The organism is Candidatus Polarisedimenticolia bacterium, assembly GCA_035764505.1.
GTDB lineage: Bacteria > Acidobacteriota > Polarisedimenticolia > Gp22-AA2 > AA152 > AA152.
In genome coordinates, this window is the sequence record DASTZC010000103.1 from 1 (window position 1) to 10,562 (window position 10,562).

The 10,562-nt window shown below is 65.9% G+C and carries 16 protein-coding genes; 2 read left to right on the forward strand and 14 right to left on the reverse strand.

Annotated elements, in window-relative coordinates; translation table 11 throughout:
- Nucleotides 1-1,011, forward strand: a 1,011-nt coding sequence (gene boxB, locus VFW45_06910) for a benzoyl-CoA 2,3-epoxidase subunit BoxB (GenBank protein HEU5180503.1), incomplete at its 5' end; no start/stop codon positions are given.
- Nucleotides 1,012-1,262: 251 nt separating this feature from the next.
- Here boxB and VFW45_06915 read toward each other — a convergent pair.
- The 13 genes from VFW45_06915 to VFW45_06975 all read right to left on the reverse strand — a co-directional run bounded on the left by VFW45_06915 (nt 1,263) and on the right by VFW45_06975 (nt 8,841).
- Nucleotides 1,263-1,634 (reverse strand): hypothetical protein, encoded by a 372-nt coding sequence (locus tag VFW45_06915; GenBank protein HEU5180504.1) that lies wholly within the window; start codon nt 1,632-1,634, stop codon nt 1,263-1,265.
- Nucleotides 1,635-1,686: 52 nt separating this feature from the next.
- Nucleotides 1,687-1,830, reverse strand: a complete 144-nt coding sequence (locus tag VFW45_06920; GenBank protein ID HEU5180505.1) for a hypothetical protein — start codon at nt 1,828-1,830, stop codon at nt 1,687-1,689.
- Between the two features lie 53 nt (nt 1,831-1,883).
- Nucleotides 1,884-2,723 (reverse strand): cyclase family protein, encoded by an 840-nt coding sequence (locus VFW45_06925; protein HEU5180506.1) that lies wholly within the window; start codon nt 2,721-2,723, stop codon nt 1,884-1,886.
- 5 nt (nt 2,724-2,728) lie between these two features.
- Nucleotides 2,729-3,538, reverse strand: a complete 810-nt coding sequence (locus VFW45_06930; protein HEU5180507.1) for a methyltransferase domain-containing protein — start codon at nt 3,536-3,538, stop codon at nt 2,729-2,731.
- Between the two features lie 10 nt (nt 3,539-3,548).
- A complete protein-coding gene (locus tag VFW45_06935) occupies nt 3,549-4,076 on the reverse strand; it encodes a GNAT family N-acetyltransferase (GenBank protein ID HEU5180508.1) in 528 nt (175 codons plus the stop codon).
- Entirely contained in the window at nt 4,076-4,522 is a 447-nt protein-coding gene (locus VFW45_06940; GenBank protein ID HEU5180509.1) for a hypothetical protein, read from the reverse strand. Before VFW45_06940 ends, VFW45_06935 begins: the two co-directional genes overlap by 1 nt.
- Before the next feature lie 114 nt (nt 4,523-4,636).
- Nucleotides 4,637-5,383, reverse strand: a complete 747-nt coding sequence (locus VFW45_06945) for an ABC transporter permease (GenBank protein ID HEU5180510.1) — start codon at nt 5,381-5,383, stop codon at nt 4,637-4,639.
- Complete coding sequence (locus tag VFW45_06950) at nt 5,380-6,189, reverse strand: ATP-binding cassette domain-containing protein (GenBank protein HEU5180511.1); 810 nt, start codon at nt 6,187-6,189, stop codon at nt 5,380-5,382. The genes VFW45_06945 and VFW45_06950 overlap by 4 nt, the downstream gene beginning before the upstream one ends.
- A gap of 60 nt (nt 6,190-6,249) precedes the next feature.
- Nucleotides 6,250-6,483 (reverse strand): nitrate/nitrite transporter NrtS, encoded by a 234-nt coding sequence (nrtS, locus tag VFW45_06955; protein HEU5180512.1) that lies wholly within the window; start codon nt 6,481-6,483, stop codon nt 6,250-6,252.
- A 29-nt stretch (nt 6,484-6,512) separates the two neighbouring features.
- Complete coding sequence (sugE, locus tag VFW45_06960) at nt 6,513-6,827, reverse strand: quaternary ammonium compound efflux SMR transporter SugE (protein HEU5180513.1); 315 nt, start codon at nt 6,825-6,827, stop codon at nt 6,513-6,515.
- Nucleotides 6,828-6,838: 11 nt separating this feature from the next.
- The gene (locus VFW45_06965) at nt 6,839-7,207 is read right to left on the reverse strand and encodes a VOC family protein (protein ID HEU5180514.1); all 369 of its coding nucleotides are present in this window, start codon (nt 7,205-7,207) and stop codon (nt 6,839-6,841) included.
- Between the two features lie 31 nt (nt 7,208-7,238).
- Entirely contained in the window at nt 7,239-8,033 is a 795-nt protein-coding gene (locus VFW45_06970) for a hypothetical protein (protein ID HEU5180515.1), read from the reverse strand.
- A 58-nt stretch (nt 8,034-8,091) separates the two neighbouring features.
- Nucleotides 8,092-8,841: a class I SAM-dependent methyltransferase gene (locus tag VFW45_06975; GenBank protein HEU5180516.1), complete on the reverse strand. Its 750-nt coding sequence runs from the start codon at nt 8,839-8,841 to the stop codon at nt 8,092-8,094.
- 204 nt (nt 8,842-9,045) lie between these two features.
- Here VFW45_06975 and VFW45_06980 point away from each other — a divergent pair, with 204 nt between their 5' ends.
- Nucleotides 9,046-10,050, forward strand: a complete 1,005-nt coding sequence (locus tag VFW45_06980) for a metallophosphoesterase family protein (protein HEU5180517.1) — start codon at nt 9,046-9,048, stop codon at nt 10,048-10,050.
- Nucleotides 10,051-10,060: 10 nt separating this feature from the next.
- On the opposite strand, the gene VFW45_06985 is transcribed toward VFW45_06980, so the two are convergent.
- Nucleotides 10,061-10,525, reverse strand: a complete 465-nt coding sequence (locus tag VFW45_06985; GenBank protein ID HEU5180518.1) for a GNAT family N-acetyltransferase — start codon at nt 10,523-10,525, stop codon at nt 10,061-10,063.
- Nucleotides 10,526-10,562: the final 37 nt, after the last annotated feature.

A 10,562-nucleotide genomic window follows, 5' to 3' on the forward strand; every position in this document is an offset into this window, starting at 1 on the left:
GCCCCTTCGATGTACGACTGCCGCAATCTCTTCCAGGTGAACGTGGAGGAGGGGCGCCACCTGTGGGCCATGGTCTACCTGCTGCACCGCTTCTTCGGGCGCGACGGGCGAGAGGAGGCGGAGGAGCTGCTCACCCGGCGCAGCGGGGACCAGGACCGCCCGCGCATCCTGGGCGCGTTCAACGAGCCCATCGAGGACTGGCTCTCCTTCTACATGTTCACCATGTTCACCGACCGGGACGGCAAGTACCAGCTGCTGGCGCTCGCCGAGTCGGGCTTCGACCCGCTCTCCCGCACCACGCGCTTCATGCTCACCGAGGAGGCGCACCACATGTTCGTGGGCGACACCGGCATCGGCCGGGTCGTCAAGCGCGCCTGCGAGCTGATGAAGCAGGATCCCAACGAGGACGCGCGAAACGGCGGCGGCATCGACCTCGGGACCATCCAGCGCTACGTGAACTTCTGGTACTCCAGCAGCCTCGACCTGTTCGGCGGGGAGATCTCCTCGAACGCGGCCGACTACTTCGCCTCCGGGCTGAAGGGGCGCGCCAAGGAGGAGAAGTATCCCGATCACATCGCGCTGGAAGGGACCTACAAGCTGGAGGCCCTGGACGCCGGCCGGCTGGTGTCGCGCGAGGTGCCGATGCGCAACGCCATGAACGAGGTGGTGCGCGACGCCTATGTGGACGAGAATCAGAAGGGGGTCGACCGCTGGAACCGGATCATCAAGGAGGCCGGCATCAACTTAGAGATCAAGCTCCCCAGCCGGCGCTTCAACCGCAAGATGGGAATGTACAGCGGCCACTTCTTCGACCCGCAGGGGAACCCGATCACCGACGAGGAGTTCAACCGCCGGCGCTTCGAGTGGCTCCCCAGCGACAAGGACCGCGAGCTCGTCAAGCACCTGATGCAGCCCGTCCTGGAGCGCGGCAAGATGGCCAACTGGATCTCGGCCCCCAACTCCGGCATCAACGGCAAGCCCCTCGACTTCGAGTACATCCGCCGGGACTAGGCCCTCGCATCCCATGCCCGAGCGCTCCCCCGTCGAGGCGCCGGTAGCCCATGACGCTCACCGTCGTTTGGCCACTGCCGGATGAGTTTTTCTTCTCCTCAGTGTACCGGCTCATTCGCATGACTCCTCCTTGGCCCTTCAGCCCATCAAAGACGTCATCTTTCAGCTGGACCAGAGGGGGGCACGCGGAGGTGATCCCGACAGCATGATGCAGTAACCTCATCCCCATCGGGTGTCCGGAGATCCTCAACTTACCAGACGTACAAGGCATGTTTCGGTCCAGCAAAGATTGCCCTTTCGCCGGGGTTGCTTGCTTTGCGCAGGGGTATTAAGAGCTGCGTCTCATTTTCTAACGTTATGACAATTTCTTCTCTTTCAGTAACCTGCGCAGTTTGAACGACCTTTCCTATCAATTCACATAATTCATTCCGGTAATCAGTATCGCCAAAGTGGTAGTGCTCCTTACCAATGGTGATCTCGGGCCAGACAAGTGTAGTGAGAGCTCCTTGAGAATCAAATCCGAGAATCAGATAACTCATGACAAATTGGACTGAAGAAAGAGTTCCTCCGACTATCCCCTGCAAGTTTCGCGAATCACCGTTCTTTGTTTTCTCAATACTCATACACCATTTCCTGTCGGCCTTGATGCAGATTTATGAGAAGAGCAGCTCACCGTCAGCGATGCCGCGGCTTCGTGCGTTCATCGCGTGTCAGGATGGCGAGAACGCCCTGCAGCGCTTCGAGCCTCTCGAGAGGGGTCAGGGACAGCATCCAGCGGATGAGCGTCAGGTCCACGCCGTCGGGACTATGCGTGGGCACGGCAGCGGCTGCGGAACTCGATGCCGTGGGATTTGCAAGTCGCGTAGCGCGCTTCATGGGGGTCCCGGTTGCCTCGAAGAGGTAGAGCTCCTGGGGACGAGCGCGACGGCGCGCAGGGGGCCGCCGGTGCCTCCTTCGATCTTCATCGGCAGGGCCAGCAGCCAGGCCCCTTTCGCAGGCAGCTTCTCGAGATCCTTGAGGTTCTCCAGCCCCGGGACGTTGCGCGCCGCCGCCAGGCGGTGCACCGCGAAGTCCTTCGAGTTTCCCGGGTCGAGCGAGGCGGTGTCGAGGCCCAGCGCCGCGGCGCCGCGCTCCTCTACCAGGATCTTCGCCGCGGACGGACCCCACCCCGGGAAGTGCAGGTTCGAGGCGTCTCCTTTCTTGTCGTCTCCCAGGTAGGCCTTGCGGTCGGGCCACCTGCGGCTCCAGCCGGTCCTCAGCAGGACGATCGATCCTTTCGGGATCTTCCCGTGCCGCGCCTCGAAGGCCTGCACGTCGGCGGCGGTGGCCTGGTAATCGGGATTGCCGGAAGCCTGCGCCGAGACGTCCAGGACGATCGCCGGCGCGATCAGGCGCTCGAGAGGGACCCGGTCGGCGGTGTCGCCCGATTCAGAGAAGTGCACGGGAGCGTCGAGGTGGGTGCCGCCGTGCTCCGCCGCGCAGAAGCGGTTCGCGGAATAGTACCAGCCTCCTTCCGTCATCCCTTTCGAGATCGGCTGCATCTCGAAGCCGATGGGGGAGGTGGGCCAGTAGACGGTGTCCGCCCCGAAGGCATGGGTCAGATCCACCAGCTCGAAGCGCGACAGGTCGAGCGGGGCGGGCGGCGAGGCCGGCTTGCCCGCCGCTCCCATCAACAGAAGGGCGGCCGCCAGCACCGCGGCATGCTTCGCCATGAGCCTCAGCTCCGGGCGCCGATCCAGATCGCCTTGACCGAGGTGCGCAAGGGAGCTTCCCCGAAGGCCGCGGCCAGCAGCTTCTCCGCTTCCGCGGTAAAGGGGGCGGGATCGGTCATGCCGCGCTCCTGCAGCGCCACGACCATCGGGCATCCCTCCACCAGACCGATGGCCGCATGCCGGGCGGTGGGCGTCGTAACCTCATAGGCAACTTCCTCGGTGCGGACGTCGGTGAAGCCCGCGGCCTGCAGGTCGGCGGTGATGCGCTCGACATCGTAATAGCCGAAGGGGACGAGGAAGAACTTCGGCGGATCGGCCGGGAACTTGCGCATCCCCAGCTCGTGGACGATCTTCGCCGACAGGTTGTCCTCCAGCGAGCCCCAGACGTTGAACACCAGCGTCCCGCCCGGCTTCAGGACGCGCTTCGCCTCCTTCAGCGCCGCCACCTTGTCGGGGAAGAACATCACCCCGAACTGGATCGCCACGACGTCGAAGGAGGCGTCGGCGAAGGGGAGCTTCATGGCGTCGGCCACCTTCCATTCCAGGCGCGGATCGGGACCCACCTTGCCGCGGGCGTAATCCAGCATCCCCTGGTTCAGATCGGTCGCGACCAGCGTTCCCTTGGCGGGGAGCGCCTTCAGCAGCTGCCGCGTCAGGATCCCGGTGCCGCAGGCGATCTCCAGAACCCGGCTCTCCGGAGAGAGGGCCAGCTTGCCGGCGAGGTGGGCCGCGTAGTGCTCGAAAAGGAACCCGCCGAGATAGGTGTCGTATTTCTCGGGGATGGAGCCGGAAAACTTTGCAGCGGACGTCGACATGAGCCTCTCCTCACTTTCGATGGCGATCGGTCAGTTTTTCCAGGGCCTCGCCCGACAGGGTGTACATCAGCCGCGCTTCACTCTTGGCCCCGAGCGCTTCGTAGAACTCCTTCGCCGCCTCGTTCCAGGCCAGCGACGACCACTCCAGCCGCGCCAGGTTGCGGGCACGTGTCACCTCCGCCACGTACGCCAGGAGGGCCTTCCCGATGCCGGCGCCGCGCGTTGCCGGGCGCACATACAGGTCCTCAAGGTACAGACATTCCCTGCCCAGATAGCTGGAGAAGGAACCGTGGATTATCGCGTATCCTACGATCTCCCCCTCCAGGAAGGCCAGGACGGCTTCGGCGCTCGGCGGGGTGGCCTCCAGCGCCGAGCGCAGCGCTTCGGGCGTCGCGGTCATCCGCTCCAGCGCCTGCTCGTAACGCGCCAGCTCGCGGATCAGCTCCAACAGCGCGTCGATCTCGCCGTCGCCGACCGGGCGGACCAGCACGTCGCCGCGGGCCGTGCGATAGCTCGCCGGAGCCAGAGGCGTCCGCATCAAGGCGCCGCCGGCTTCCTGAGACGCGCGCCGGCCACGACGCCAATGGCTCCCAGGATCGGGTTGGTGAAAGCCACCCAGCTCGGCTCCTTCGCCCTCTTCATCGCCTCGAAGTTGCTCACGTCGCCGGAGCGCACCGGGTTCTCCAGGGGAGGCTCGTTCAGGCTCAAGACCGCGAGCGCCATCCCCAGGACGAACACCATCGTGGCGAGAAGGGTTGCCGCCTTGGCGCTCTTCCCCACCGCCACGCTCACCCAGCCCCCCGCCATGGCGGCCAGCAGGCTCAGGACGAAGGTCACCAGAATCCAGGACAGGCTGGGAACGTAGGTCCCTTCCCGGAACGACCTGTCGGCCCCCATGAGAAAGTACAATCCGGTGAAGGTCGCCATGATGATCACGACGATCACCAGGTAGCCCACGATGGTTCCGCCGATCGCCCTCAGCATCGCTGCCTCCTCGCGCCGCCGCCGGCGCGGCCGCTTCGGTAAGACCTCTCGCACCCATCCGCGGCGCGCGCCGCACCGGGACCGGTTGGGTCACGGAAGACACGCGCCGCCGGCTCAAGCCTGGATCTTCGAGAACGCCCATGCGCCGAGAACCAGGAAAAGCGCCGACAGCACCGAAAGCACCGAGACGTCGACGACAAAGCCCATCGTGCTGACGCCGATGAACGCGCCGCGCAAGCCGTCGACGCCATACGACAGCGGGTCGAGCCGCGTCGCGACCGTGAGAGCCGCCGGCAGGTTATTGAGCGGGAACAGCGCGCCCGACAGGAAGAAGATCGGCATGATCAGGAAGTTCATGATCAGCTGAGCGCCCTGCATGTCCTTCAGCGTCGATCCAATCGCGGTGCCGAGCGCCGCGAAGAGAATCGCGATCAGCGCCATGAACATCAGCGCGAGCGGCAGGGTCGCCCAGTTCCCGGGCCTGAAGCCGGCGAGCATGCAAACCACGAGGACGAGCGCGCCTTGAATGATCGCTATCGTGGCGCCGCCGAGCGTGCGACCGGCCATGATCGTCAGCCGCGGCACGGGTGCGACGAGCGTTTCCTTCAGGAACCCGAACTGCCGATCCCAGAGCAGCCCGATGCCCGAGAAGACCGACGTGAACAGAACGCCCATCGCGATGACACCCGGGGCGACGAACTGCAGGTAGCTGCCCTGCCCGGCCTGCCGGAACACGGCGCCGAAACCGAAGCCCAGCACGAGCAGGTAGAGCGCCGGCTGCGCCAGCGAGCCGATGATTCGCGAGCGCGAGCGCAGGTAGCGCTTCACTTCGCGCAGCCACAGCACATAGATGACGCTCATCGCCGGGCCTTCTGCCACATTTTCGCCATCCGCCGCATCTCGTCGGCGGCCGAGCTGCGCTCGTCGCGGATCGTCGTGCCCGTGAGCTTCAAAAACGCGCCTTCGAGCGAATCGGTGCCCGTCTGTGCCTTGAGCTCCTCCGTGCCGCCCTGCGCGACGATCCGGCCGTGATCGATGATCGCCACTCGCTGCGCGGTCTTCTCGGCCTCGTCCATGTAGTGCGTCGTCAGGAAGACCGTGACGCCCTCGTCGGCGTTCAATTGCTTGACGTGGGTCCAGAGCTGGTTGCGGCTTTGAGGATCGAGGCCGAGCGTCGGCTCGTCGAGGAACAGGATTTTCGGCGTATGGAGGAGACCGCGCGCGATCTCGAGCCTCCGGCGCATGCCGCCCGAGAACGTATTGACGAGGGACGCGCGCCGGTCCCAGAGCTCGAACAGCTTCATCAGCGATTCGATGCGCTGGGCCCGGAGCTTGCGCGGCACATGGTAGAGGACGCCGTGCAGCTCCATGTTCTCGTACGCCGTGAGCTCGCCGTCGAGGCTGGCATCCTGGAACACGATGCCGAAGCGCTTGCGGACCTCGAGCGGCTTCTCGGCGAGATCCAATCCGTCGATGCCCACGGTGCCGCTCGTCGGCTTCAACAACGTCGTCAGCATCTGGATCGTCGTCGTCTTGCCCGCGCCGTTCGGTCCCAGGAAAGCGAAGATCTCGCCTGCCTTGACCGAAAACGATATATCGTCGACGGCCCGGACCGCTTTGTCGGACTTCCGGTCTCCGAAGGTCTTGCTCAAGCTTTGCACTTCGATCACGTCGATTTCCTCACGTCCGCGCGCCGATCGCCCGGCACGCCGAGCCGGAAAGGCGCGTCATTTCGGGCCCCGCATCGCCTCCACGCTGGAGATCGTGGAGACCAGGTAGGGGACAATCACGGTCAGGCCCATCTTGAACAGCCGCCAGGGCGATAGGTCGCCGCGCAGCAGGGCGTCCCCATGGTTGATCAGGATCAGGATCGTCCCCACCACCGCGGCGATCTTCAGCGCCCGGCGGACGACCGGAGGGGAAAGCGCCAGCTCGAGGCGGCCGGGGAGCCCACGGCTCACCGGCTCTCCAGTGGCGGACGACGCCGGCGCTAGGCGGTCCACTTGAGGCCCAGAATGCCCACGACGATCAAAAGGATGCAGGCGATTCTCAGCGCCGAGACCGATTCCCCGAACAGCAGGATCCCCAGCGCCGCCGTGCCCACCGCCCCGATTCCGGTCCAGACGGCGTAGGCCGTTCCCACGGGAAGGGTGTGCAGCGCCAGCGACAGGTAATAGAAGCTCGCCAGCGCCGCGGCCACCGTGATCACGCTGGGCCACAGCTTCGAGAAGCCGGCGCTGTACTTCATGCCGATTGCCCAGACGACCTCGAGGATTCCAGCGACCAGGAGCTGGAGCCAGGCCATCGTCCCTCCCTCTAGCGCTGCGGCTTGTGGCACACCGCCTCGATGTTGTTCCCTTCGGGGTCGAGGACGAAGGCGGCGTAATAGTCGGGAGAATAATCCTGGCGCACGCCCGGCTTGCCGTGGTCCCGCCCGCCCGCCTGCAGCGCCGCATCGTGGAAGCGATCCACCATCTCTCTGCGGTCGCAGGCGAAGGCGATGTGGACGCTGCCCCCCACCGGGTCGCGCCGCGTCAGCCAGAGGAAGCTCTTGCCGTCCTTCCCGAAGCCGACCCAGTCGCCGAACGTCCCGGTGACGGAGCAGCCCAGAGGGGCCAGGGCCTTCTCGTAGAACTTCCGGCTCTTTTCGATATCGCGCACATTCACCGCCACGTGATCGAACATCTCAACCCTCCTTTAATATTTTTGAGGCATCTCATTTTCGCGTCTCCTTGCGGCGCGTGAAGAGCAGCCCCGACCAGTCGGCGTCGACAGCGCAGACCTTGTAGTCGACCAACCCCCGGGCGAGGCCGATCTCGCGAACCTCCTGCTGCGTCAGGTCGGAGGCCAGCGGCGAGGTCTTCTTCGGCCACATCATCCAGACCGCGCCGGTCAGCCGTGCGGCGATCCCGCCGATCCCTTTCTCCAGCTCCCCGCGGTTGCGGATGAACCAGAGAAGAAGAGGCGCCGCCAGCGCGCCGTCTGTCAGGCGGGCACCTTCGGGCAAATCGCCCAGGAGCGTGCTCAGGTGAGAAGGCGCGCCCACCGTCCCCACCTCCATCGCCGGCTTGATCCCCAGCTTCTTCGGCAGCGGCGTACCCGAGTAACCCGCCAGAATCGAGGCGGGCTTGACCGGCTCGGCAGGCGGAGATGCAATCGTCCGGCGCAGGAGCCCCGCGGCCTTCGACCAGCGGCCGTACGCGGCATCGGGCAGGACGCGGCGGATCCGTTCCACCTTTTCCGTCTCCCCCTCCAGAAAGAGCAGCGGCAGGTAGCGGGTGGCTTTGCGCTGGCGGATCGACAGGGCCATCTCGCAGCCGTGCGACGGGCGCCGCGAAAGATCGACGACCACGGCGGCGGGGGGATCCTCGCCCATCTTACGAAGCTCCGACATTCCCAGGGACAGGGAGTGCTCCACGCGGTAGCCGAGGCGGCGAAGCGTCGCCATGCGATCGCGCGCTTCCATTCCGTTCCAGTGGATCAGCCGGATCCGTTGCACGGCCTTCTTCATGGTCCTCTCAAGGTTGAGCCGAATCGGAGCAATCCCGATCAGGGCTCGCTCCTCCCTTTCAAGTGGCCTGCTTCTGCGCCGACAGGATCAGGTAAGGCGCGCTCAGCTCGAAGGGGACCCGATCCACGCCGCGGTAGATCGACTCGACCCGCAGCCCTTCCCCGCCGAGCAGCGCACGCAGCTCGCGCAAGGTGTAGACCCACTGCAGTCCCGTGCGGACGATCGTCTCGCCGCGACGCACGAAGGTGTAGGTCGTCTCGATGCAGCTCTCGGCGAGGAGGTAGCGGTTCTCCTCCAGGAAGAGGATCTCCCCCACCGGCGCCCACTCCCGATCCTTCAGTCTCGACAGGATTGACTCAGCGGCCATGCCGGTATCCATCACGAACCGTCCCCCGGGCTTGAGGGACCGCGCCACCGCGGCGATGAACCGGTGCGTTTCCTCGGGCGGCATGTAGCCGAAGCTGTTTCCCATGCAGTAGGCGCCGTCGACCTCCTCGCTTCCCTCGAGGTCCTTCATGTCGCCTTCGCGCCATTCGATCCGCAGGCCTGCTTCTGCCGAGAGCCGGCGCGCCTCCTCGATCTGCTCGTGCGACAGGTCGAGACCCGTGACTCGATAGCCAAGAGATGCCAGCGCCAGCGCATGCCGACCACTGCCGCAGGGAATGTCGAGGACGTGACCGCCGGGCGGAAGCTTCAGCTCCGCCGCGAGGAATTCGGCCTCGAGCCGGCTCTGATCGGGAGGAACCGCCTGGCGCCAGAAATCGAGCGCCACGCCCCGGAAGAAAGTCTCGTACCAGCGAAGATCCAAGCGCTCACCTCGATTCGGCATGCGGCGCTGAGCAAGGCCGGGTTCTATGCCTAGCGGCGCCGTCGATCCCGGTGTGTGCGGGCCCTCATCGTACGCGAAATCCTCCCCTCGCCGCCAGGGTGGATGGGGCCGCCGAGGAGTATGATGCCGGGCCGGCAGAACGGCCGCCTTGCTCCGCGGCCCGGCCGGAGGGGAGCAGCCATCGTGCGCCATCGCAGAGTCTGGATTGCGGGAGCCGTCGGAGCAGCCCTCATCGCCTGGATCTATCTCCATGCCGGCCCGCCCCCGCCGCTGCCCAAACCCCCCGAATCGACCTGGGCCTTCGCGGCCCTGGGGGACGCTCCTTACTACCCCTGGGAAAGTTTCCAGTACCGGCTGGTGATGCGCGACCTCGAAGCCCACGATCTCGACGCCGTGCTGCACGTCGGCGACATCTTCTGGCACCCTTGCTACGATGCGCTCTACCAGCACACTCTCCGCCGGTTCAAGGCCCTGCGCTTTCCCGTCCTCTACACACCGGGCGACAACGAGTGGGCCGATTGCTGGGAATCGGGCTCGGGCTCCTACGACCCGCACGAGCGCCTGCGCCGCATCCGGCAGATCTTCTTCGACCCGCCGGGACGCAGCCACGGGGGAGCTACCGTTCCTTTAGTGAGCCAGGGCGGCGGCGGGATGTATTCCGAGTTCGTGGAGAACGTTCGCTGGGAGCACCAGGGCTACGTCATCGCCACGGTGAACCTGCCGGGAAGCGAGAACGGCCTGGAGCGCTTCCACGGCACGGCTCCGGCCCCCGAGATCGCGGCCCGCCGCCAGCGCACCATGGCCGCCGCCGAGTGGACCCGCGCCGCCTTCGCCGAGGCGCGCGCCGCCGGCTCGGAAGGGGTCATCCTCGCTTTTCATGCGGAAATGGGGCTGCGGGCGCCGCCGCGGGATGCTTATCGCCAGGCCTACGAGCCCTTCATCACCGTGCTGGAGGAGGAGGCCGAGGCATTCGGCAAGCCGGTCCTGCTGGTGCACGGCGACGGCCATGAATACACGGTGGACAAGCCGCTCATCCGGCGCACCACCGGAAAGCGGCTGGAGAACGTCTTCCGCCTCGAGGTCCCCGGGTCTCCCATTCTGGGATGGGTCCGTGTAATGGTGACGCCGGGGCGGCCCGATCCCTTCTCGTTCGAGCAGCGAGTACTGCCACGCTATAAGTACTGGTAGGCAACTCTGGCTATAGAAGAAACTTAAGCTTCGGGCCGGTGAAGATAAATCCTTCGCGCTCGTAGAAGCTGCGGGTCCGCGCCCAGCGGGACGCTTCGGGGGCGGTGACGTCGATCCGCCGCCAGCCGCGCTCTCGACCGGCTGCCTTCACCGCCTCGATCAGGGCTGCCCCGATTCCGCTGCCGCGGTGCTCCGGCACCACGAACATCTCGTTGATGATGCCGTAGAAGCCGTTGGCGTAGAGGGCGAAAGCCTCCGTGATGGTGGCCACGCCGACCGCGGTCCCCTCGGCCGAATAGGCCACGAAGGCGCGGTGCCGGGAGTTCCCTTCCCGCCAGGCGCTCGCCAGCGCCGCGGCCTGCAGGTCGCCCGTCTCGTCCCCTTCTTCCCCCAGCTCACGCAGGAGGTAGGCCACCAGGCCGAAGACCATCGCCGCGTCCTCGGGCCCCACCTCCACCACCTTGTGTCCCGTCATGTTCTGCTCCTTGCTGTCCCGGTATTGCTGGGGATCC

Bases quoted from the DNA above. Each gene is read 5' to 3' on its own strand.
- VFW45_06945 (HEU5180510.1), bottom strand. From the start codon at position 5,383: ATGAGCGTCATCTATGTGCTGTGGCTGCGCGAAGTGAAGCGCTACCTG.
- VFW45_06985 (HEU5180518.1), bottom strand. From the start codon at position 10,525: ATGACGGGACACAAGGTGGTGGAGGTGGGGCCCGAGGACGCGGCGATG.
- VFW45_06935 (HEU5180508.1), bottom strand. From the start codon at position 4,076: ATGCGGACGCCTCTGGCTCCGGCGAGCTATCGCACGGCCCGCGGCGAC.
- VFW45_06965 (HEU5180514.1), bottom strand. From the start codon at position 7,207: ATGTTCGATCACGTGGCGGTGAATGTGCGCGATATCGAAAAGAGCCGG.
- sugE (HEU5180513.1), bottom strand. From the start codon at position 6,827: ATGGCCTGGCTCCAGCTCCTGGTCGCTGGAATCCTCGAGGTCGTCTGG.
- VFW45_06970 (HEU5180515.1), bottom strand. From the start codon at position 8,033: ATGAAGAAGGCCGTGCAACGGATCCGGCTGATCCACTGGAACGGAATG.
- VFW45_06930 (HEU5180507.1), bottom strand. From the start codon at position 3,538: ATGTCGACGTCCGCTGCAAAGTTTTCCGGCTCCATCCCCGAGAAATAC.
- VFW45_06915 (HEU5180504.1), bottom strand. From the start codon at position 1,634: ATGAGTATTGAGAAAACAAAGAACGGTGATTCGCGAAACTTGCAGGGG.
- VFW45_06940 (HEU5180509.1), bottom strand. From the start codon at position 4,522: ATGCTGAGGGCGATCGGCGGAACCATCGTGGGCTACCTGGTGATCGTC.
- VFW45_06925 (HEU5180506.1), bottom strand. From the start codon at position 2,723: ATGGCGAAGCATGCCGCGGTGCTGGCGGCCGCCCTTCTGTTGATGGGA.